Raw genomic sequence first — 23,746 nt, forward strand, 5'->3', positions numbered from 1 at the left:
ATCAGCATGTCCTCCTACATGTAATTCAATATACTGATAATAATTCAATTTATTATATTTCTCGGTAGTCTGATACGGATGCCCAATCGGAAAGGGTGTGGTCCAATGAGCTTGAAGGCTGTTGAATTGCAAATTGCTGTACCTCGTACCAGTGAAGTGGGGAAATACCATAGCGAGTCCCAGCAGCGGCCGATGAATGACCAGGCATTACTTGGACAAAAGGCTGCGCTGGAGACGGAGAACATGCGTCAGCGAAGCAGTGCCATAGATCAATCTGCGGAAACATTCGTTGGTGAGAGGCAAACAGGTGAGCAGAGCAGAGATTCTTCCCAGCAGAGCCGCTCCCGCTCAGATGAGGCTGAGCTGCCTAAGGAGCATCCGGCAGAGCATCCGTATAAGGGACATCATATTGATTTTTCGCTCTGATCCGATGGGCAGAGAAGCGTAATTAAAGGAGACGATGGGCAGTGGATCAACCATGGATTTATATTGTTCTGCTGGGAGCCGCAGCTGTTGTCTACGCCTGGCTTCTGCCAAAGCGCCAGCCAAGCCGGGGAACAGAAGAGGCCGTCGTTCAAAAGGTTGAGGCTACATTGGAGCAATACATGGCCGATATTGAAAACGATAATGACGAGCTGATTGAGCTTGTATCTGGTATGAAGCAGGAGCATGCGGTTAAGCAGGCAGCGTTACAGGAGCAAGTAGCTGAGCTTCGGAGCCGTATTGTGGAGCTGGAGCGTCAGGCAATGCTTGGCGCCGTATCTGTGCCAGTTTTAGATTCAGAAGAAGCTCCTTTTGTGACTATGGAGGAGCAGACGGCATTGCAGGAGCCTCAAACTGAGCAGGAACCAGAGTCCATCCGGGATCGTTATCAAGAGTTGTTCGCAATGCATGAGCAAGGCAAGTCGGTGGATTATATAGCCAAGCAATCAGGCATCCAGCGGGGCGAAGTGCAGCTCATATTACAACTCGCAGAACGGGAGGATGTGACGTGATCAAAAATCGCTCATTTATGTTAGGCATGGGTACGGGTCTTATCATGGGGGCATTGCTGTTGCAGCTGGCGATAATTGGGCAAGGGCAGTCGCCCCAGTCTTCAGTAGACCCGAAAGACATGACGCGAGAACAACTAGAAAAGGCAGCAGCAGAGTTAAATCTTCAGATCAGTGACAGTTCTGATCCAAAAATGACAGAAAAGGAATGGCGGAATAAGCTGATCAAAGAAGGCAACAAAACTCCTGTTACACCTCAAAAGGCTAAACCAGCTCAAACACCATCAACACCGAAGGTACCTGCAAACAGTACATCCTCGGCTGCTTCTAAGCCTTCGACCAGCATGTCGGTACCACAAAGTCCAAACAAACCGCAAACTCAAAGGGCTGACACTACAACCACTCCCAATATTCCCAAGCAGCCAGTCACCCCACAAGTGCAATATAGCATTGCATCGGGTAGCAATTTGAGGAGTGTAGCGTCGGGATTGGAACGGGCAGGAGTTGTATCGGATGCCAATGCGTTTGAGGCGGCCGCTAAGGCTCAGAAAATTAATACTAAAATTCGTACAGGCACCTATCAGTTTGCTAAAGGTGAGGACTTCAGTTCTATTATTACTAAAATAACGAAGAAGCCGTCCAACTGACCTAATCGGGCAGAGGACGGCTTTTATTTTGCGTACAGGGCGAATATGTGTCTTTGTACTACCAAAAGGTAATAAAAAATAAATTGAACGCAAAACGCTGCTATGATAAAATCGATAGCAGTATTGACAATTTAAATCATTATATATCTGATATTATTCCTAATATAATTTTACATCTGGAGATTTGATTTGTCAATGCTCTTTTTTGCCCCCCCCCTAAAAAAACGGAAAAAGGAGTGTGTTCAAAAAGCATGGAAGCGAAAGATTGGCGACAAGAACAGGAGCGGTTGGAACGAGTCAGGCACAAGCTGCAGGAGAGAATCGTCGAACTGGAGCCGAAGGCTACCGGACTGTGGGAGCAAGCTACGGACATACGTAAGCGATTCTGGGAAGAAGTTACGGTTAACACAAGCACATACGAAGATTTCGAAGAAACCTTCTACACGATAAACCAGCAGTCTGCGGTATTGGCCGAACGGGAGCGTGGTCATAAGCTGTTGACACAGCAATGGAAAAGTATGAATCGTTTACTCCCGTCTCCTTATTTTGGGCGTCTCGACTTTCAAGAGGATGGTCTGGGTTTCAGCGAGCAGATCTATATCGGTGTATCTTCCTTCATCGACGAAGATGGATTGAGCTTTCTGATCTATGACTGGCGTACGCCAATCGCGAGCCTGTACTACGATTGCACCCCAGGCCTGGCGTCTTATGTTGCGCCGGTCGGACGAATCGAAGGGACGATGGAGCTCAAACGACAGTTCCAAATTCAAAACGGGCAAATCCGCAACATGTTTGACGCCAGCGAAACGATCGGAGACAAAGTCCTGCAGCAAGTGCTTGGCAAAGGTGCGGACTCGCAAATGAAGAGTATCGTGGCCACGATCCAGAAGGAACAAAACGCCATTATCCGCAATGACAAAAGCCGGATGCTTATCGTGCAGGGGGCGGCTGGCAGCGGTAAGACTTCCGTAGCATTGCAGCGGGTGGCGTATTTGCTATACAAACACCGCCAGACGATCAAGGCCGATCAGGTCGTTCTTTTCTCACCGAATCCGATGTTTTCCAGCTATATCTCCACCGTGCTTCCGGAGCTCGGTGAAGAGAACATGCAGCAGACGACTTTTCAAGAATATCTCGACTATTGGTTAGGTTCCTCTTTACAGTCAGAGGACCCCTTTGATCAGATCGAATATGTATTAACCGTACAAGGAACACCGGGATATGAGGCCCGCCTTCAGGGGATCAAGTATAAAGCTTCCGATGCTTTCCTGAAAGCTCTGCAGAACTATGGAATATGGTTGGGACAGGAAGGGATGCAATTCAACGATATTCGGTTTCGGAACCGTGATTTAATTACCGCTGAGCGAATGAGAATAAAGTTTTACGATTATGACCGTTCGTTGCCATTGTACAATCGCGTTGTCCTCTTGCAAGAATGGCTGTTGAATGAACTGACCTCGCTGGAACACATGGAACGTGATGCGCTTTGGGTAGAGGAAGAGTTGAATTATCTCGACGCCGAGCAGTACGCCGAAGTCTTCAGAATGCTGCATAAAGAGAGGGAAGTATTTGACGTTGCGGAACAATACGCTGCAATTCGTGAGAAAATGAACAGCAAGCGTCGGGAAGATGAAGGCGACTTTGACTTCGCCCAGAGGGAGGAAGAATTGCTCCGTCGTAGGATCGTGAAAGAAAGCTTTAAACCACTAAGGAAAATCGTGAAAAAACTTTTGTTTGTAGATATCAAAGGCATATATAGCCAATTGTTTGTTGACGAAGCCACATATTTGGAGAGAACAGATGGGGTCGGCATCCCTTCACTATGGCCTGAAATATGCAGGCAAACCAAGGAAATGCTGCACCGGAACGAGTTATTCTATGAGGATGCGACTCCGTATTTGTACGTAAAAGAACTGATCGAAGGTGTGCGTACGAACACGGAAATACGGTATGTTTTCGTTGATGAGGGACAGGATTATTCGCCGTTTCAATATGAATATCTAAAAAAGCTGTTCCCTCGTGCCCGGATGACGGTGCTCGGCGATTTTGGGCAAGCAATCTTTATGCAGGCCACTAGTCTGGATGCATCCGATTCGCCGCTTGTTCGCCTTTTCGGCGAAGCTGAAACAACCCTTTTCCGCTTGGTACGAAGTTATCGTTCAACGAAGGAAATCGTTGAATTTACGAGATTGATGCTCCCAGGCGGAGAAGAAATTGCACCGTTTGAAAGGGGAGGCCTAAAACCACTTCTCACGAGACTGGGCGGTAGGGAGAAACGTAATGTGCAGATCCTGGCAGACATTGCAGCACTCAAAGCCGAGGGCTTCGATTCCATTGCTGTCATTACGAAGACCGCAGTCGAATGTCGTGAGGCCTATGAATCGTTACGGATTCATGGAGGTGAAGCTCTGCAGCTCATAACGAAGGAGACGTTAGAATTTGAAAAAGGAGTAATGGTTATTCCGGTGTATCTTGCCAAAGGTGTCGAGTTCGATGCAGTTTTGGTCTACGATGCATCGTCCGAAGCTTACAGCCGGGTCAACGAACGCAAGTTTCTTTATACAGCATGTACGCGAGCCATGCACCGACTTCATCTTTACACGACGGGGAATTGGACGCCGTTCGTGCAGGCGTTGCCTGCGCATTTGTACAAGGAAGCGACATATTGAACGAGTCGGAGGTGATGTGGAGCGCGATAAGCTACAGCTTATGACTCAGCAAGTCTTTGATGCCATCCTGTCTTCCCTCATTAAGACCGATTGTGAGCAACAATTTCGTGTGACTCCCAAATTCCGCATGTCCAGAGTCAGGCAGATGAAAGTGTATGGGGCCTTTTTATACGGTTTCAACTATTGTCGAAAAGCTGGTTGCAACCCTGCAAGTGTTATGGTATATTAATTGACGGTGTTAAAAACGCACGTCGGTTAATTTTATAAAGGGTGCTTTCAATTAGAGAGTCTTTATAAAAAATGATATCGGCGGAGGACACACAAAAAACCAAACTTAGGAGGTGCGTGAAGATGGCAGTAATCTCCATGAAACAGCTTTTGGAAGCTGGGGTTCACTTTGGTCACCAAACACGTCGCTGGAACCCGAAAATGGATCGTTATATCTTCACTGAAAGAAACGGTATTTACATCATTGACTTGCAAAAGACAGTGAAAAAGGTTGAGGAAGCTTACAACTTCGTAAAAAGCATTGCAGCTGAGAATGGTACAATTCTGTTCGTAGGCACGAAGAAACAAGCACAAGATTCCGTTAAAGAAGAAGCAGCACGCGCTGGTCAATTCTACATCAACCAACGTTGGTTGGGTGGTACACTGACTAACTTCCAAACTATTCAAAAACGTATTGATCGTTTAAAACAATTGGAAGCTTGGGAAGAAGATGGTACATTTGCTGTTCTTCCTAAAAAAGAAGTTATCATTCTTCGCAAAGAAAAAGATCGTCTTGAAAAATTCTTGGGCGGTATCAAAAACATGAAGGGCCTTCCAAGTGCTCTGTTCATCATTGATCCACGCAAAGAACGTATCGCGGTTGCTGAAGCTCGCAAATTGGGTATCCCAATCGTGGGTATCGTTGATACAAACTGCGATCCAGATGAAATCGACTATGTTATCCCAGGTAATGATGACGCGATCCGCGCTGTTAAATTGCTGACAGGTAAAATGGCTGATGCAGTTATGGAAGCTAACCAAGGCGAAGAAACTACAGCATAATATTTCCGATTGGAAATACCTATACGAATTAAATGAAAAGGGTGGTTGGTAGGTGGAAAACCTCTCACTACCCTTTTTTTAAGGAATAAATCTCGTATATACCACTGAAAATTAAATTTGGAGGGAAATAATATGGCAGTTAATGCTAGCGCAGTAAAAGAGCTTCGTGAAAAAACAGGCGCAGGAATGCTGGATTGCAAAAAAGCGCTTGAAGAAGCAAATGGTGATTTGACAAAAGCGGTTGAAGTTCTGCGTGAAAAAGGACTTGCAGCTGCAGCCAACAAAGCAGGCCGTATCGCTACTGAAGGCGTTGTTGAATCTTACATCCATGCTGGCGGCCGTATCGGCGTACTGGTAGAAGTAAACTGCGAAACAGACTTCGTGGCGAAAACTGACCAGTTCAAAGATTTTGTTCGTGACATTGCAATGCATATCGCTGCATCGAACCCTCGTTATGTTCGTCGTGAAGAAGTGCCACAGGAAGAGATCGAAAAAGAAAAAGAAATCCTGAAAGCACAAGCTCTGAACGAAGGCAAACCAGAAAAAATCGTTGAAAAAATGGTTGAAGGCCGCATCGGTAAGTTCTACGAAGAATTCTGCTTGCTGGAGCAATCTTTCATTAAAGATCCAGACAAAACAATCTCCACACTGATCAACGAGAAAATCAGTACGATTGGTGAAAATATCTCCGTACGTCGCTTTGTTCGTTTCGAACTGGGTGAAGGCCTGGAGAAAAAAGAAGACAACTTCTACGAAGAAGTTATGTCTCAAGTGAAACAATAATTACCAGCTATCGGTAATTGCATATGAAAAAACAGAAATGGAACACATCAGTGTTCCTTTTCTTGCAACAGGACACCTATCCTGTTACATAAAAAATATATGAAATTGGAGGGTGATCATTTGGAAAAACCTGTGTTTAAGCGTGTTGTTCTGAAAGTTAGTGGAGAATCGCTGTCAGGTCCTAACGGTTATGGTATTGATGCGGATACAATTGCGTCGATTGCCCAGCAAGTCAAAGACGTAGTGGAACTGGGAGTAGAAGTTGCTATTGTGTGCGGAGGCGGTAATATCTGGCGTGGTATTGCTGGAAGTGCCAATGGGATCGACCGGGCAACGGCAGACTACATGGGTATGCTTGCGACCGTGATGAACTCACTGGCTTTACAGGATGCTTTGGAACAAATTGAGGTGCCTACGCGTGTACAAACATCCATCGCGATGCAACAGATTGCAGAACCATATATTCGTCGTAGAGCTATCCGTCATCTGGAAAAAGGTCGTGTCGTTATTTTTGCCGCAGGCACGGGTAATCCGTTCTTCTCGACTGATACTACAGCTGCTTTGCGTGCCGCTGAGATCGAAGCTGAAGTCATTCTGATGGCTAAAAATAAAGTGGATGGTGTATACTCCGCCGATCCGTTTAAAGATAGCACAGCTGAAAAATATGAGCAGCTTACGTATTTGGATGTGCTTAACAAAAATCTCGGTGTCATGGATTCTACAGCTTCCTCGCTGTGCATGGATAACAATATTCCGTTGATTGTCTTTGCTATTACAGAGCAAGGTAACATTAAACGTGTCGTACTGGGTGAAAAAATTGGTACGATCGTCAAAGGGAGTGTAAATTAATGCCACAATCTGTGAAAAAGAGCGCTGAAGAGCGCATGCAAAAAGCAATCCAGGCATTGCAACGTGATCTGGCATCTTTGCGTGCAGGACGGGCAACACCAGCATTACTGGACCGTGTACAGGTTGAATATTACGGCGCAATGACTCCAGTTAATCAGCTGGCGAATATCAACACACCTGATAGTCGGACTTTGATGATTCAGCCTTGGGACAAATCTTCTTTGGCTGATATCGAACGCGCTATCCAAAAATCCGATTTAGGTTTGACACCCTCAAATGACGGCAACACCATTCGTCTGAGTATCCCTGCTTTAACGGAAGAGCGTAGAACTGACTTGGTAAAGCTGACGAAAAAAAGCGGTGAAGAAGCAAAAATCGCTATCCGTAACATTCGTCGTGATGCAAATGATGATATCAAAAAAATGGAAAAAAGTGATATTTCCGAGGACGAATCTCGTAAGCATCAGGAAGATATCCAGAAGACGACGGATAAGTTTATCGCTGAAGTGGATAAAGTTTTAGCTGCAAAAGAAAAAGAAATCATGGAAGTTTAAAAAGATTGGCAGCCCCTCCCTTACGGTGGGGTTTGTCTCTTTTCAAGCCTGAGGCACATTTTCAGAGAATGCTGGAGGAACTGGAATGATCAAACGGGTTCGGTCTTGGTGGAACGGGGAACAAAAACAGCAAACACCGGCCATTTCAAAGGACAATATTCCGCAGCATGTTGCTGTCATCATGGATGGGAACGGCAGATGGGCCAAACGGATTGGAATGCCGCGGATTGTAGGGCATCAAAATGGAATGAAAGCAGTGAAGCGCACAGCAATTGCAGCGGATGAACTGGGTATTAAATATTTAACAATGTTTGCTTTTTCAACTGAGAATTGGACGCGTCCCAAGGACGAAGTTGATTTTCTAATGAAACTACCTCAAGAATTTTTGGCAATTGAGTTGGATGAGTTAATCGAAAAAAATGTGCAAGTACGTATGATGGGGAACAAGGAACATCTACCTTCCCATACCGTTGAAGCGCTGACTGAAGCGACTCGACGCACTGAAAATAATACTGGACTTGTACTTAATTTTGCATTAAATTATGGCAGTCGGTTGGAAATCACAGAATGCATGCAAGCATTGGGGCGCCAAATTGAGGCTGGGGAGCTTAAGCCGGAAGATATAACATCTGATCTAATTGGCAACACATTGCTCTCTGCGGGTATGCCGGATCCTGATTTGTTAATTCGAACGAGCGGGGAACTTAGACTCAGTAATTTTATGCTTTGGCAGCTTGCATATAGTGAGTTGTGGTTTACTGATATTTATTGGCCCGAGTTTAAGAAAGAGCACTTATACGAAGCAGTGATTGAATATCAGAAAAGATCACGGCGGTATGGCGGACTGAAGTAAATGGAGGATGAAAGCCGTTGAGACAGAGATTAATTACCGGTATTCTGGCGGGCATATTCTTTTTGGCAATGGTCCTGTGGGGCGGCTTGGCCTACCATTTGCTTATATTGGTGATGGCCCTAATCGGATTTTATGAGTTCGCACGAATGACGCAGGTATCTCCTTTTGGAGGTACAGCAATGCTTGGCTATGTAAGCATATTAGCATTTGTATTCCCGTATCAACCTCTGGGGTTGCACTCACCATTATCCCTTGCCAGTTTGCTATGGCTGGTAATGATCGTGTTTATGATGATTACGGTAGGAACGAAAAATAAAATCCCGATTCAAACGGTAGCTATTTTATTTCTGGGTACTGTATATATAGGTTTTGGATTTTCGTATATTGCAGAATCACGTCATATGGAACATGGCCTGTTATGGACTTTTTTACTATTGGCTTGTATTTGGGCAAGTGATGCAGGAGCATATTTTGTAGGCAAAATGGCAGGGAAAACGAAACTATGGCCTGCAATTAGTCCAAACAAAACGGTTGAAGGGTCCGTTGGCGGAGTTGTATTAGCGCTGGTTATAGCACTGGTATTCGCTGGATTATCGGGTGGGTTGCTGCCATGGGGTAAAGCCTTGGGCATCGGCTTGTCATGTGCTGTTGTGGGACAACTGGGTGATTTGGTACAATCTGCATACAAACGAGTGTACGGCATTAAAGATTCGGGTAATCTGTTGCCTGGACACGGGGGTATACTAGACCGCTGCGACAGCTGGATTGTCGTTTTTCCATTTGTACATATGCTGATGCTGCTTCCATGAGCCTGGTGATTATACTTATGCTCAGGATCAACCTCTATGCTGTTCACCCTGCGCTATTAGTAGGATGGAACCAGTTGCATAGTTGTCTGGATAACTAACAATGAGCTCCTGATAAGAGTGATTTTCAGGATAGGAAGGTGCATCATGAAAAGAATTACGGTACTTGGTTCAACCGGATCTATTGGAACTCAAACGCTGGATGTGGTGTCAATGCACCCAGATCAGTTCACTGTTGAAGCTTTAGCAGGCGGCTCCAATATCAAGTTGCTTGCTGAGCAAGCACATCTCTATCATCCCAAAAAGGTGTCTGTCGGTACTCGGCAGTTAGCGGATGAAATTCGTTCTTTACTGCCTTCTGGAATCGAACTACACTATGGAAATGAAGGACTCGTTGAGCTGGCTGCAAACACAGAGGCAGATATGGTTGTGACGGCTGTAATGGGCAGTGTCGGATTGCACTCCACGCTGGCCGCGATTGAGGCTGGAAAACAGATCGGTTTGGCCAATAAGGAAACACTGGTTACGGCCGGTCATCTGGTCACAGCGCGGGCTCGGGCGAAAGGAGTGCCGTTGCTGCCGATTGACAGTGAGCATTCAGCTATTTTCCAATGCTTGAATGGTGAGCATATGAAAGATGTGGCACATATTACCCTCACAGCATCAGGCGGTTCTTTTCGAGATTTGACAAGAGAACAGCTGCGTGAAGTCACCGTGGAAGATGCACTTAAGCATCCTAATTGGTCAATGGGGGCCAAAATTACAATTGATTCAGCAACGATGGTGAACAAAGGGCTGGAAGTCATTGAGGCACATTGGCTGTTTGGACTTGGCTATGAGCAGATTCATGTGCTGCTTCATCCGGAAAGCATTATTCACTCCTACGTCGAGTTTCAGGATACAAGTATTGTTGCCCAACTTGGGAACCCGGACATGAGAGTACCCATTCAATATGCTTTAACTTACCCTGAGCGGATGAAGTCTCCGGCGAAACCTCTGTCACTGGCTGAAGTGGGAAAACTCCATTTTAAGGAAATGGATTTTAATCGTTTTCCATGTTTAAGGCTTGCCTTCGAATGTGGTAAAATGGGTGGTACAGCACCAACCGCATTTAATGCTGCTAATGAGATTGCTGTTGCCCGTTTCTTGCGTGGAGAAATTTCTTTTCTTCATATTGAAGCTATTATTGAACAGGTGCTCGAACAACATGTCAATATAACGGATCCTGATTTGTCTACGATTGAAATCTGTGACCGCGAGGCTCGTATCATAGCTGCGAAATTGTAGGCTAATGTTGGGTTAAGAAAGGAATTGTGATTCTCTTGTGCGAGTTCGGAGAATAATGATAATCTAGGAAGACAAACTCGATCTCATTGAAAGGGGAACGGAAACGATTGGAAACGATTCAAATAGTGTTGATGACGGTGCTCATGTTTTTCGTCATAGTGACGGTGCATGAATGGGGGCATTATTATTTCGCCAAACGCGCCGGGATTCTGGTACGGGAGTTTGCGATCGGTTTCGGTCCGAAACTGTTCTCTTATAAAAGAAACGAGACACGATTTACGCTGCGACTGCTGCCGTTTGGTGGTTTTGCCCGCATGGCGGGAGAGGATCCAGAGGTCAACGAAATTGAAACCGGACAAACGATTGCTGTACGCGTAACAGATGGCATCGTTAAGACCATTTATCTGGACCAACTGGATAACCGCAAGAATGTAGTGCGAGGTGAAGTGCTGGATATTGATCTGGAACAAGCGCTAACTATAAAATTGGATGTGGATGGCGAAGATCAGCAATATACTGTACACCCACAAGCCATGATGGTAACCAAAGGGCAATCCATCCAAATTGCACCGAAGGATAGACAGTATGGGAGCAAAACAGTAGGACAGCGTGCGATGGCTATATTTGCTGGACCACTAATGAATTTTATTCTTGCCTTTATTTTGTTTGGTCTGCATATTCAGATGGTCGGCATACAGGTGGACAACCCGACGTATGTCCAAATTAGTGAAATTACAGCAGGTATGCCTGCTGCGGAAGCTGATTTGCATAAGGGAGATATCATTGAATCGGTGAACGGAATTGCAATTGGTGCGAATGTTGAAAACATGATCAAACTGATTGCGGATTCTCAAGACAAGCCGATGAAGTGGACAGTTCGCCGTGGTGATAAGACCTTTGATCTTACTATCACCCCGCGTGCAATGGAAGGACAAAAGGGTGGTAAGGTGGGCATTGTGCCTGAGCTTCCAAAACGTCAAGCAGGTGTTGGGGAAACGTTCAAATTTGCCGGACAATCCATGGTGAGAACGACAGACCTTATTTTCCAAGGGTTTAGCCAGCTTATTCAACGTTTTTCTATCAATGACCTGGGAGGCCCTGTACGTACTTTTGAAGTGACGGGACAAATTGCTAAGCAAGGTATTGAACAGTTGACATATTGGACTGCGATCATGAGTCTTTATCTGGGGATATTCAATCTGTTGCCTATTCCGGCGTTGGATGGAAGTAGACTTGTTTTCCTTGGTGTTGAGGCGGTAAGAGGACGTCCTGTTGATCCGAGCAGGGAAGGAATGGTTCATTTCGTTGGTTTTGCTATGCTATTCCTGCTTATGATTGCGGTCACGTATAATGATATTTTACGCTTAATTAATGGTTAATTAGAGACGGACATTATAAAAATGGTCTGTATGGGAGGACATGCATTTCTATGTCGAACGATAAACAGTTTGTCGAGGAAATCACGCCACAAAGCGAAGATTTTTCCCGATGGTATATTGATGTTATTAAAAAAGCAGAACTGATGGATTACTCGCCGGTTCGCGGATGTATTGTATTCCGTCCCGATGGTTTTGAGATTTGGGAACATATTAAGGAAGCTATGGATGTTCGTTTCAGAGAAACAGGTCACCGCAATGCGTATTTTCCGATGTTTATCCCAGAGAGCTTTTTCCAAAAAGAAAAAGAGCATGTGGAGGGATTTAATCCTGAACTGCCATGGGTGACTGAGGCTGGTGGAGAAAAGCTGGAAGAACGCCTTGCAATCCGTCCAACATCAGAAACCATGATCGGTCATATGTACTCGAAATGGATTCAATCCTATCGTGATCTGCCTGTGCTTATTAACCAATGGGCTAACGTGGTACGTTGGGAAAAACGGACGCTGCCTTTCTTGCGTACAAGTGAGTTTTTGTGGCAAGAAGGTCACACAGCCCATGAAACAGAAGAAGAAGCACGGGAAGAAACGATGAAAATGCTGGAAGTTTATCGTGAGGTCATCGAGGAAGTTCTAGCTATTCCAGTTATTACTGGACAGAAAACACCTTCTGAAAAGTTCGCAGGTGCGAAGGATACATTTTCACTGGAAGCGATGATGAGAGATGGACGTGCGGTACAAGCTGGAACATCCCACTATATGGGAACTAACTTTGCCGTAGCATTTGACATTAAATATTTGAGTCGTGAAAACAACCTGGAATTCGCGCATACGACATCTTGGGGAACAAGTACACGTTTGATCGGTGCATTGATTATGGTCCATGGAGATGACCGTGGTCTCGCACTGCCTCCTAAAGTGGCACCTACACAGGTGATTATGGTCCCTATTGGACCACCTAAGAAACGCGATGCAGTTATCGCGCGTGCAGATGAATTATTCGCTGAGTTGAAACAAGCAGGTGTCCGTGTTAAAATGGACGACCGCAGCGATGTAAGTCCAGGCTGGAAATTTAATGAATACGAAATGCGCGGTGTTCCGGTTCGTCTGGAAATAGGACCTCGTGATATGGAAAACGGTGTCTGTGTGCTCGTATCTCGTATCAGTGGTGAGAAAAAAATTGTACAACAGGATAATCTGGTTGAAGAAGTACACGCGATGCTCGCACAGGTACAGCAGGAAATGTATGACCGTGCGAAGAATTTCATGGAAGAAAACTTCTATTCCGTTGACACATTGGATGAAATGAAGACTCTTATGGAAGAAAAACGTGGCTTTACTTTGGCTGGATGGTGCGGATCTGAAGAATGTGAAGACAAAGTTAAAGAAGTGACCGGCGCTACAAGCCGTAATATTCCGTTTAAAACAACCGAGCAAAAAACCACATGTTTGTGCTGTGGCAAACCAGCCAAGCATACAGTAGTGTTCGCACGGGCGTACTAATAAAGAAGGGCAATACCCTATACTCACTTCATTCTCTTCGCTAACAGGATAGCTGTTCCGGGATAATGATCCGGACTATCTATGTTGTTGTGATGAGGTTGAAGAAGGCTACGAAAAGCTTTTGCGGTCGGAGATGTTTTAGACGCAGAAGCTTTTCATGTTTTCAGAATGTTAATTGGAAATTGGGGGGAGAGCCATGGGCGGAGCTGAAGAAAAGAGAAAGCGGCTAGAGCTGCTAATGAAGCAGGTTGTAATGCCTGCGGGAGTGGTTGATCCTTATTTTTTGGACGGTTGGATCGATCAGGTTGAGATAAGCCGTGCCAATAAGGATTGGAAGATCACTATTGGCAAGGAGACGCTGGTCCCCGCTCAGGTGTATCGTACGTTCTGTATTCAAGTACAGGAAAAAATGAGTCATATCGCTAAAATTACATTCCGCTTTCAGTACGGTGAGCAGGTTCAACCTGGTGATATTATCGGTGAATACTGGAAGCTTTTTTTAGAGTGGGTGCATCGTGAAATTCCATCTGTTAACGGTTGGATGAACCGGGCCGTGCATGAATGGGAAGACGGTCTATTACTACTAACCATGAGCGATAGTATGTCATTGGAGCTGGCACGTAAAAAGCAGATAGATCAAGCTATTATTAAATTTTATGATAAATATTTTGGGCTCTCTATGCGTATTAAGGTCCAGGTGGGTGAAAGTAACCAAGAGGCACTACAGGAATTCCAGGAAAAGAAGATGCAGGAAGAACGCGAAGTTATCCAGCAGATGATGGAAAGTATGGAAGCTGAAATGCCGCCTTTGGAAGAAGAAGAAGGAGATGTACGGCTTCAATTTGGCTATGACATCAAAGAACCAGCTATCCCAATGCAAGAGATTCAAGATGAAGAGAAGAAAGTCACCCTACAAGGAACAATCTTCGGTTTGGACAGTAAAGAATTGCGCAATGGCAGTACGTTATTTACGTATTATTTGACAGACTTTAGTGATTCACTGCAAATGAAAATGTTTGCTAAAACGAAAGAAGATCTAAAAATTCTCAGCCTGTTGGCTAACGGTAAATGGGTTAAAGTGCGGGGACGAGTTGAATACGACCGTTTTATGCAAATTCCCGAGCTGGTAATGATTCCTTCCGATCTAGTTGAAGTACAAGCTCCACCTGGACGCAAGGATAATGCAGAGGAAAAACGGGTTGAGTTCCACTTGCACACAAAGATGAGTGCAATGGATGCAGTGGCCTCGATTGATCAATATGTCAAAACAGCAGCCAAATGGGGACACAAAGCGATTGCGGTCACCGATCATGGTGGGGTGCAATGCTATCCTGATGCTGCTAAGGCTGCAAAGAAAAACGGTATTAAAATGATCTATGGCATTGAGGCCAATGTGGTTAATGATGCAGTTGAGGTTGTAATGCAGGCACAGCCTTTAAATCTGAAAACAGCGACTTATGTCGTTTTTGATATTGAAACCACCGGTTTGTCGGTTACACAGAATAAAATTATTGAGATTGCCGCTGTGAAAATGCATGAGGGCAAGGAAATTGATCGTTATGCAACCTTTGTCAATCCACATGAACGTATACCATACAACATTCAGCAACTGACTAACATTAACGATGAAATGGTCAAGGATGCGCCAGATGTCGAACCTGTTATGAAGGAGTTCGTAGCTTTTGCTGGCGATGCTGTATTGGTTGCCCATAATGCGCGGTTTGATGTCGGCTTTATCCAGGCCACTCTTCGAAAGATGGGTTTGCCTGAAATGACCAATCCGGTGCTGGATACGCTGGAACTGGCTCGTTTGCTGTTTCCTACTTTAAAAAATCATCGTCTGAATACACTGACCGCTAAATATAAAGTCGCATTGGAAAGCCATCACCGCGCTATTGATGATACAGTTGCATTGGCAGAAGTGCTGAACGGACTACTCCATGATGCTGAACAAATTAAGGGTTTTAAAATGCTCGACCGTTTAAATGATTATGTTGGAAAAGACTTATCGACGGTTCGTCCTTTCCATTGCTGCATTTATGCTCTTAATCCGGTTGGTAAAAAAAATCTGTATAAACTGGTTTCTATGTCTCATACCGAATATTTCAAGCGTGTACCATGTATTCCTAAATCGAAATTGTCCGCGATGAGAGACGGATTGCTTATTATTTCTGGTTGTGAAAAAGGTGAATTCTTTGAGGCTGTATTGAACAAGTCCGAGGAAGAAGCCGAGGAGATTGCACAGTTTTATGATGTGCTAGAAATTCAACCTTTGACGATGTATATGCATTTGGTGGAAAAGCAATTAGTAAGTGGGCCTGATGCGATAAAAACGGCTATACGCAAAGTATGTGAAATAGGAAAGCGACTTGATAAGCCTGTAATTGCTACTGGCAATGTCCACTATTTGGAAACTCGTGATAAGCTATACCGCGATATTACCATTCACGGCATTACTGGATTTAGCCCACTAAAGGATATTCGAAAGCCAGATGCCCATTTGCGGACAACGGATGAAATGCTGGCAGAGTTCGAGTTTTTGGGTGAGGAAAAAGCATATGAAGTCGTTGTGACAAACACCAGCGAGCTGGCGGACCGTTTTGAAGAATTGGAACTGTTTCCGGATAAGCTTTTTACACCATTGCTGGATGGAGCAGACGAGGAAATTCGTAATACATGCTATGAGACGGCTCAATCCATTTATGGCGAACCCTTGCCTGAGGTCGTTGTAGCGCGTCTTGAAAAGGAATTGGAACCAATTATTAAATATGGATTCTCGGCTAACTATCTCATTTCTGAACGTCTGGTTAAAAAGTCTAACCAGGATGGATACTTGGTAGGTTCACGGGGATCTGTTGGTTCTTCTGTAGTAGCTACGTTTCTCGGTATTTCTGAGGTAAATCCGCTGCCTGCTCATTATATTTGCCGTAATCCTGAATGCAGACACAGCGAATGGTTTCTGGACGGTAGTGTGCCGAGTGGTTTTGACTTACCAGATAAAAACTGTCCGAATTGCGGTGGCAAGCTTAAGGGAGAGGGACAGGATATACCTTTTGAAACGTTCCTCGGTTTTAAGGGAGATAAAGTTCCCGATATTGACTTGAACTTCTCTGGTGAATATCAACCTGTTGCCCATAACTATACGAAAGTACTGTTTGGTGAAAAAAGTGTTTTCCGTGCAGGAACTATTGGTACAGTTGCTGAAAAAACGGCGTTTGGTTTTGCCAAAAAATATGAAGAAGCACATCATAAAAAATGGCGCGGAGCTGAGCTGAACAGGCTGGCTTCTGGTTGTACGGGTGTAAAACGCAGCACCGGACAGCATCCGGGCGGGATCGTGGTTGTTCCCGATTATATTGAGGTCGAGGACATTACACCGGTGCAGTACCCGGCTGATGATACGAGCTCGGAATGGAAAACGACGCATTTTGATTATCACGCCTTTGATGCGAACTTACTCAAGCTCGATATTTTGGGCCATGATGATCCGACCATGATGAGAATGCTCCAGGATTTGACCGGGGTCGATCCTACGACCATTCCGATGAATGATCCCAAGGTGATGAGCATGTTCAACTCGACGGAGGCGCTCGGTGTAACACCACAGCAAATCCGCACGCCTGTCGCCACCTATGGTGTACCAGAGATGGGGACAAAATTTGTACGCCAGATGCTGGTAGAATCGCAGCCGAGTTCTTTTGCCGATTTACTGCAAATTTCCGGTTTGTCTCACGGTACGGGGGTATGGCTGGGGAACGCACAAGAGTTGATTAAAAATAATACATGCAACATCAAGACCGTAATTGGTTGTCGGGATGATATCATGCTGTTTTTGATTTATAAGGCAGGGATGGATGCAGGTCTGGCCTTTAAAATTACGGAGAGCGTGCGTAAAGGTAAAGGGCTTAGTGCCGAATGGATTGAAGAAATGAAAAAATGCAAGGTACCGCAGTGGTACATTGATTCTTGTCTGAAAATCCAATACATGTTCCCGAAGGCGCATGCCGCAGCCTATGTTATTTCAGCGGTGCGTACGGCGTACTTTAAGCTATATCATCCGATTGAGTACTATGCAACTTACTTCTCCGTACGTGCAGCCGATTTTGATATTGATCTGTGCTGTCAGGGGTATGATGCGATCGCACGGAAAATTGTCGAAATTGAGCAGCTTGGTTTTCAGGCCCCACCTAAAGAAAAGGGAATGCTTCCGATCCTGGAGATGGCTCTGGAAATGACGGCTCGCGGGTTTAGCTTTAAATCCATTGACTTGTACCGTTCCGAAGCGACTCGTTTCAAAGTGGACGGGGACTCGCTCATTCCTCCATTCGGAGCCCTGCAGGGTATTGGAGAGAATGCGGCACGTAACATCGCAGCTGCCCGTGAGCAGGGTGAATTTTTGTCTGTTGAGGATTTTCAACAGAAATCGAAGGCTAGTAAAACCATTGTCGAAATGCTGTCCCAAATGGGTTGCTTTCGAGGTCTGCCAGAGAGTAATCAGCTGTCTCTCTTTTAAGTAGAACCACAGTAGTCAAGCTCTGGCACTTGTCACATAACTACGGTTATGTTATAATTTTTTTGGTAATCATGGAGATAAAACCGTTGCTAAAAGAGTGGGGAAACCCACTCTTTACTGTTTGATATACAGTTACAACGTGAATAAAAGGGTATTTTTGGGCAGGCAACCGGTACGCCGGTTTATTTGCAGTGAGCCCAAAATGAACATTACATCAAATGAAAATGCCGGTGATGGAGAAGCATTGCCCAAGGCAATAGGGTATCTCTTTTTCACCACAGGAAAGTTCACTTTTGGAGGTTATAATCTTTGAGCACACCAAAGATCAAATCAGTAGTAGAAGAAATGGCCCAACCTTACCTCGATGAGCATGGTTTTGAACTGGTCGATGTCGAGTATGTCAAAGAGGGCAGCAATTGGTTTCTTCGCGTTTTTGTAGATAAAGACGGAGGAATTGATCTGGACGACTGTAGTATGATCAGTGAATATTTGGGTCAAAAGCTGGATGAAAATGACCCTGTTTCTACAGCATATTTTCTGGAGGTGTCTTCACCAGGCGCCGAGAGACCGCTGAAAAAAGCGGAGGATGTTACTAAAGCGGTAGGCAAAAACGTATTCGTTACTACATACGAGCCGATTAACGGTCTGAAAGAATTCGAAGGCCGTTTGCTTTCTTTTGAAGATGGGGAACTCACCGTCCAAAGCGGACAAAAGAAGCATACCATTCCTTATGACAAGGTAGCTGGTGCAAGGCTCGCGATCATATTTTAATTCAGATTTGATTGTTGCTGCTTGACATGTACTACATGTATTTTTGCCTCGTGTGCCGACCAGTACGCAGGTGCCATCATTTGAAAGGGGGAGCAGTAATCCATGAGTATGGATTTTATTGAAGCAATGAACGAGTTGGAAAGAGAAAAGGGGATCAGTAAGGACGTGCTGTTTGAGGCCATTGAAGCAGCCCTGATTTCCAGCTACAAACGGAATTTCAATACTGCACAAAACGTGCGTGTTGATATGAACCGCAACTCGGGAGTCATTAAGGTATATGCCCGCAAGCTGATTGTTGAGGAGGTATTGGATCCTCGCACCGAGATTTCGTTGCCGGCTGCCCGTGAGATTAACCCGCATTTTCAGTTGGAGGATATCGCTGAAATTGAAGTCACACCACGTGATTTTGGACGGATTGCTGCACAAACAGCGAAGCAGGTCGTGACCCAACGCATCCGCGAAGCGGAACGGGGACTGATCTACAACAAGTTTGTGGACAAGGAAGAGGACATTGTAACAGGAACTGTACAGCGTCAAGATCCACGTAATATTTATATTGATCTTGGCAAGGTGGAAGCGGTTCTCCCGTTGAGTGAGCTGATGCCTAATGAGAAGTTTAACCATCTGGATCGGATTAAGGCTTATATTACCAAGGTGGAGAACACAACTAAAGGACCGCAAATTATGCTGTCCCGATCACATCCGGGTCTGCTTAAGCGTTTGTTCGAACTCGAAGTGCCTGAAATTTTTGACGGTGTTGTAGAGATTCGTTCCGTAGCGCGTGAAGCAGGCTTCCGTTCTAAAATCGCAGTTCATTCTCGTAACGCCGAGGTTGATCCGGTAGGTTCTTGTGTGGGACCAAGAGGAACACGCGTACAGACCATTGTAAACGAGCTGCGTGGCGAAAAAATCGACATTGTACGCTATTCTGATAATGTTGATGAATACGTGGCTAATGCTTTGAGTCCGTCCAAGGTGCTTGAAGTACAGGTATTTGAAGAAGAAAAAATGGCGCGTGTCATAGTGCCTGATTATCAGCTTTCGCTGGCGATTGGTATCAAAGGGCAAAATGCTCGCCTTGCTGCCAAGCTGACTGGGTGGAAAATTGATATTAAGAGTGAAACACAGGCGGAGGAAGAGTTCGGCAGACCGAGAACATCCACCGATGAAATGCATCAGGATTCCGTTTCTGTAGATTAAGCGGAGTGTAGGGGGGTTAATGCATGAAACAGAGAAAGATACCTTTGCGTAAATGTGTCGCCTGTCATGAAATGATGCCAAAGAAGCAGTTAATCCGTGTCGTCAAAACCCCTGAGGACGAAGTGTTGATTGACTTGACTGGCAAAAAGTCGGGACGCGGCGCTTACTTGTGCGGCAAAGCCGCCTGCTTCAAGCTGGCTCAAAAGAGCAAGGCACTGGATCGAGCATTGAAGCACTCGGTCCATCCTGATATTTATGAGCAGCTGAGTCGTGATTTTGCTGCCGTCGAGGAAGAATTCCTGGCGGCACAAGGCAGCGTGCAGGATGAATAAGGCGCTGTCTGGATTGGGGCTTGCCATGAGAGCCGGCAAGCTGCTAACAGGTGATGAGATCGTTTATAAAGCGATCAGGTCTTCAGAAGCCAAGCTGGTCATTCTTGCTAAAGATGCTTCAATGAATACTCAAAAGAAATTCCGCGACAAATGCGGAACGTACAAAATCCCCTTATTGATAGGATTTGACCGGGAAAGCTTGGGAAGCAGCATCGGCAAACCTGAACGTGTCGTGCTGGCTGTGACGGATCAAGGATTCGCGAAATTGATCATGAAACATGCGGGGATAATGTCGGAGGTGGAGTATATTGAGTAAACAAGAAAGCAAAGACAAAGTGCGGGTATACGAATACGCCAAATCGTTAAACATGAGCAGCAAAGAAATTATCACCATTCTTAAACGGCTGGATATTCCCGTAAACAACCATATGAGCGTCATGGAACATGATGCCGTAGGTAAAGTGGAAAATTTTTTTAAGAATATTAAATCCAATGCTGCGGTCAAGCAAAGCGAAGCAGGCACGGCGCAAGTAAGCTCGAATCAGACCGGTTCAAGCCAGAATAGTAATCAGTCAACGGAGCAAACCAAAAATCAACAGGAAAAGCAGGTAAGTATGAATAGGACAAACAACAACCAAAACAGTAACCGAAGTAGCGCTCCAAAAGCGCAAAGCAGTCAGCAGGGCGGTCAAAACCGCAGTCAACAAAGTTCTAGTAGACCAGGCGGCCAGCAAGGCGCTCAGAACCGTAGCAACGGTCAACAGCAGGGAGGACAACAGCGTACTGGTAGCAATAACACAGGTTCACGTCCTCAGGGAAGCAGCCAGGGTGGTGCGGCAGTAAGAACTTCCTCTTCTGCAGGAAGCAACAACTCGAACCGCAGTGGTGGCAACCGTACAGGTGGCAATTCCAACAACAGCGGTAACCGTTCCGGCCAAGGACGTTTTGACGATAATCGTCAAGGCGGAGGACGCGGTGGTAACGGTGGCCGTGGAGGCAACAACCGCGGGGGCAGCAATCGTGGTGGTAAATTCAACAACCGTGGTAAAGGTCAACAACAGGAGCGCCGCGAGAAAATCGACAACACGCCTAAGAAAATTATTGTGCGTGGTGAGATGACTGTAGGTGAAACAGCCAAGCTTCTTCATAAGGATGCTTCCGAAGTCATCAAAAAGCTGATTATGCTCGGAACCATGGCGACCATCAACCAAGAACTAGATATGGACACTATTCTCTTGCTTGCTGGTGATTTTGGCGTTGAGGTAGAAGTGAAAATCCCAGTCGAAGAAGATCGTTTTGAAACTGTGGAAGAAAATGACGATCCAGCGGATCTGAGAACACGTCCACCCGTTGTAACGATTATGGGGCACGTCGATCATGGTAAAACAACTTTGCTGGATGCCATTCGTTCAACAAATGTAACCGGTGGCGAAGCTGGTGGTATTACACAGCATATTGGTGCCTACCAAGTTGAAATTAACGGCAAAAAAATCACTTTCTTGGATACACCGGGTCATGAAGCCTTTACTGCTATGCGTGCACGTGGTGCGCAAGTAACAGACATGACGATTATTGTGGTTGCAGCTGATGACGGTGTTATGCCACAAACCGTTGAAGCTATTAGCCATGCTAAAGCAGCGGGTCTACCAATCATCGTAGCTGTAAACAAGATCGACAAACCGGATGCCAACCCGGACAAAGTAAAGCAAGAACTCACAGAATATGAATTGGTACCTGAAGAGTGGGGCGGCGATACAATTTTCGTCAACGTTTCCGCTAAACAAAGAATGGGTCTGGAAGATCTGCTTGAAATGATTCTGCTCGTAGCTGAAGTGAATGAGTACAAAGCGAATCCAGATAAACGGGCACGTGGTACCATTATTGAGGCTGAGCTGGATAAAGGTCGCGGTTCTGTAGCCCGTATTCTCGTCCAAAACGGTACACTGAAAGTCGGCGATGCTTTCGTAGCAGGTAACTGCTTCGGACGTGTACGTGCTATGGTCAACGATAAAGGCCGTCGTCTTAAGGAAGCAGGTCCTTCCACTCCAGTTGAAATTACTGGTTTGACAGAAGTTCCACTTGCTGGCGATCCGTTCATGGTGTTTGAGGATGAGCGCAAAGCTCGTGCTATCGCTGACAAACGTGCGATTACACAACGTCAATCTGATCTGGGCAGCAATACCCGCGTAACGCTGGATGACCTGTTCCAACACATCAAGGATGGTGAGATGAAGGATCTGAACGTCATTATTAAAGGTGACGTACAAGGTTCTGTCGAAGCGCTGAAAGGCTCCTTGAACAAGATTGAAGTTGAAGGTGTACGCGTTAAAATTCTTCACAGTGGTGCAGGTGCAATCACCGAATCCGATATTATTTTGGCTGCGGCTTCCAATGCCATTGTCATTGGCTTTAACGTTCGCCCTGATAATCAGGCGAAATCTACAGCGGAAGCTGAAAAAGTGGACATTCGTCTGCATCGCGTTATTTATAATGTTATTGAAGAGATCGAGCAGGCTATGAAAGGCATGCTGGACCCTGAATATAAGGAAAATGTGATCGGTCACGCTGAAGTTCGTAACGTGTTTAAAGTTACTAAAGTCGGTACGATTGCTGGTTGTATGGTAACGTCTGGTAAAATTACCCGTACAGCAGAAGCACGTCTGATCCGTGACGGTATCGTGATTTTTGAAGGTAAAATTGACTCACTGAAACGCTTCAAGGACGACGCAAAAGAAGTTGCCCAAGGTTACGAATGTGGTATTACCCTTGATGGTTATAATGATGTTAAGGAATCCGACATTATTGAAGCGTTCGTCATGGAAACAGTGGAGCGCTAACGGCAGAGGGGTGAGCATCCATGGCTAAAATACGTACAGGTCGAGTTGGCGAGCAGATTAAGAAGGAGCTAAGCCTACTTATACAGACCGAATTAAAAGACCCACGTATCGGTTTTATTACGGTAACGGGTGTCGATGTGACAAACGATTTGTCCCAAGCGAAAGTATACTTGAGCGTACTTGGAGATGAAGAACAAAAAACTTCCTCCCTGAAGGCACTGGACAAAGCGAACGGTTATCTTCGTTCTGAACTTGGCAAACGGATACGACTTCGTCATATTCCTGAGCTAATTTTCAAAATTGACGAATCTATTGCTTACGGCAGCCGCATTGAAAAGCTGTTGAGTGATATCGACAAGGACGAGAAGTGAGATAAAAATTTCTGTCAGTATGAAGAACCATGAACTGAATGTAAAGGAGACGGCAATGCATACCTATGAACAGGCGCTTCAACAAGCGAAGGAATTTATTCTGGAGCATGATGATTACCTGATCGTATCGCATGTACAGCCGGACGGAGACGCAGTCAGCTCCACCGTAACGGTGGGCTGGCTTCTCTCATGTCTGGGGAAGAAATTTACCATGTTGAATGAGGGACCTATTCCTAAACGCATGGATTTTTTGTGGCATGCCGATGAGATTATGGATATGAGTCAACAACTGCCAGAACGGAAATACAACCGGATCATTTGTGTAGATTGTGCCGATTACCGTCGTGTTGGTTT

22 protein-coding genes are annotated in these 23,746 nt (G+C 45.4%); all 22 read left to right on the forward strand.

Features of this window, described 5'->3' with window-relative positions:
- Positions 1 to 105: 105 nt before the first annotated feature.
- Positions 106 to 426 (forward strand): hypothetical protein, encoded by a 321-nt coding sequence (locus AC5V8P_RS08750; protein WP_063208911.1) that lies wholly within the window; start codon positions 106 to 108, stop codon positions 424 to 426.
- 41 nt (positions 427 to 467) lie between these two features.
- The gene (locus AC5V8P_RS08755; RefSeq protein WP_064798095.1) at positions 468 to 995 is read left to right on the forward strand and encodes a DUF6115 domain-containing protein; all 528 of its coding nucleotides are present in this window, start codon (positions 468 to 470) and stop codon (positions 993 to 995) included.
- Entirely contained in the window at positions 992 to 1,639 is a 648-nt protein-coding gene (locus AC5V8P_RS08760; RefSeq protein WP_064798094.1) for an endolytic transglycosylase MltG, read from the forward strand. Before AC5V8P_RS08755 ends, AC5V8P_RS08760 begins: the two co-directional genes overlap by 4 nt.
- 251 nt (positions 1,640 to 1,890) lie before the next feature.
- On the forward strand, positions 1,891 to 4,308 hold the full coding sequence (gene helD / locus AC5V8P_RS08765; RefSeq protein ID WP_064798093.1) for an RNA polymerase recycling motor HelD: 2,418 nt from the start codon (positions 1,891 to 1,893) through the stop codon (positions 4,306 to 4,308).
- A 40-nt stretch (positions 4,309 to 4,348) separates the two neighbouring features.
- The gene (locus tag AC5V8P_RS08770; protein ID WP_196771903.1) at positions 4,349 to 4,537 is read left to right on the forward strand and encodes a hypothetical protein; all 189 of its coding nucleotides are present in this window, start codon (positions 4,349 to 4,351) and stop codon (positions 4,535 to 4,537) included.
- Positions 4,538 to 4,659: 122 nt separating this feature from the next.
- The gene (rpsB, locus tag AC5V8P_RS08775; RefSeq protein WP_013309916.1) at positions 4,660 to 5,358 is read left to right on the forward strand and encodes a 30S ribosomal protein S2; all 699 of its coding nucleotides are present in this window, start codon (positions 4,660 to 4,662) and stop codon (positions 5,356 to 5,358) included.
- Between the two features lie 132 nt (positions 5,359 to 5,490).
- Complete coding sequence (gene tsf / locus AC5V8P_RS08780) at positions 5,491 to 6,141, forward strand: translation elongation factor Ts (RefSeq protein ID WP_013370709.1); 651 nt, start codon at positions 5,491 to 5,493, stop codon at positions 6,139 to 6,141.
- 120 nt (positions 6,142 to 6,261) lie between these two features.
- Positions 6,262 to 6,990 carry a UMP kinase gene (gene pyrH / locus AC5V8P_RS08785; protein ID WP_063208903.1) on the forward strand — a complete coding sequence of 243 codons (729 nt, stop codon included), beginning with the start codon at positions 6,262 to 6,264 and terminating at the stop codon, positions 6,988 to 6,990.
- On the forward strand, positions 6,990 to 7,544 hold the full coding sequence (gene frr / locus AC5V8P_RS08790; protein WP_014599669.1) for a ribosome recycling factor: 555 nt from the start codon (positions 6,990 to 6,992) through the stop codon (positions 7,542 to 7,544). The genes pyrH and frr overlap by 1 nt, the downstream gene beginning before the upstream one ends.
- Positions 7,545 to 7,629: 85 nt before the next feature.
- Positions 7,630 to 8,397: an undecaprenyl pyrophosphate synthase gene (gene uppS, locus AC5V8P_RS08795; RefSeq protein WP_063208901.1), complete on the forward strand. Its 768-nt coding sequence runs from the start codon at positions 7,630 to 7,632 to the stop codon at positions 8,395 to 8,397.
- A gap of 17 nt (positions 8,398 to 8,414) precedes the next feature.
- On the forward strand, positions 8,415 to 9,206 hold the full coding sequence (locus tag AC5V8P_RS08800; protein ID WP_064798091.1) for a phosphatidate cytidylyltransferase: 792 nt from the start codon (positions 8,415 to 8,417) through the stop codon (positions 9,204 to 9,206).
- 144 nt (positions 9,207 to 9,350) lie between these two features.
- On the forward strand, positions 9,351 to 10,490 hold the full coding sequence (locus AC5V8P_RS08805; protein WP_064798090.1) for a 1-deoxy-D-xylulose-5-phosphate reductoisomerase: 1,140 nt from the start codon (positions 9,351 to 9,353) through the stop codon (positions 10,488 to 10,490).
- A 107-nt stretch (positions 10,491 to 10,597) separates the two neighbouring features.
- On the forward strand, positions 10,598 to 11,869 hold the full coding sequence (gene rseP, locus AC5V8P_RS08810; RefSeq protein WP_063208891.1) for an RIP metalloprotease RseP: 1,272 nt from the start codon (positions 10,598 to 10,600) through the stop codon (positions 11,867 to 11,869).
- A 50-nt stretch (positions 11,870 to 11,919) separates the two neighbouring features.
- On the forward strand, positions 11,920 to 13,368 hold the full coding sequence (proS, locus tag AC5V8P_RS08815) for a proline--tRNA ligase (RefSeq protein ID WP_064798089.1): 1,449 nt from the start codon (positions 11,920 to 11,922) through the stop codon (positions 13,366 to 13,368).
- A gap of 196 nt (positions 13,369 to 13,564) precedes the next feature.
- On the forward strand, positions 13,565 to 17,881 hold the full coding sequence (locus AC5V8P_RS08820; protein WP_064798088.1) for a PolC-type DNA polymerase III: 4,317 nt from the start codon (positions 13,565 to 13,567) through the stop codon (positions 17,879 to 17,881).
- Positions 17,882 to 18,190: 309 nt separating this feature from the next.
- Positions 18,191 to 18,652: a ribosome maturation factor RimP gene (gene rimP, locus AC5V8P_RS08825; protein WP_013370719.1), complete on the forward strand. Its 462-nt coding sequence runs from the start codon at positions 18,191 to 18,193 to the stop codon at positions 18,650 to 18,652.
- 102 nt (positions 18,653 to 18,754) lie between these two features.
- Positions 18,755 to 19,852: a transcription termination factor NusA gene (gene nusA / locus AC5V8P_RS08830; RefSeq protein ID WP_063208885.1), complete on the forward strand. Its 1,098-nt coding sequence runs from the start codon at positions 18,755 to 18,757 to the stop codon at positions 19,850 to 19,852.
- Between the two features lie 23 nt (positions 19,853 to 19,875).
- Positions 19,876 to 20,184 (forward strand): RNase P modulator RnpM, encoded by a 309-nt coding sequence (rnpM, locus tag AC5V8P_RS08835; protein WP_007430067.1) that lies wholly within the window; start codon positions 19,876 to 19,878, stop codon positions 20,182 to 20,184.
- Positions 20,177 to 20,500 (forward strand): L7Ae/L30e/S12e/Gadd45 family ribosomal protein, encoded by a 324-nt coding sequence (locus tag AC5V8P_RS08840; protein WP_007430068.1) that lies wholly within the window; start codon positions 20,177 to 20,179, stop codon positions 20,498 to 20,500. Before rnpM ends, AC5V8P_RS08840 begins: the two co-directional genes overlap by 8 nt.
- A complete protein-coding gene (gene infB, locus AC5V8P_RS08845; RefSeq protein WP_063208883.1) occupies positions 20,493 to 23,021 on the forward strand; it encodes a translation initiation factor IF-2 in 2,529 nt (842 codons plus the stop codon). The genes AC5V8P_RS08840 and infB overlap by 8 nt, the downstream gene beginning before the upstream one ends.
- A gap of 20 nt (positions 23,022 to 23,041) precedes the next feature.
- Positions 23,042 to 23,392, forward strand: a complete 351-nt coding sequence (rbfA, locus tag AC5V8P_RS08850) for a 30S ribosome-binding factor RbfA (protein ID WP_013370723.1) — start codon at positions 23,042 to 23,044, stop codon at positions 23,390 to 23,392.
- Positions 23,393 to 23,447: 55 nt separating this feature from the next.
- Positions 23,448 to 23,746: DHH family phosphoesterase (locus AC5V8P_RS08855; protein ID WP_495473602.1), on the forward strand; the 299-nt coding region annotated here is incomplete at its 3' end.

The sequence above is a fragment of the Paenibacillus sp. N119s genome (assembly GCF_059447605.1).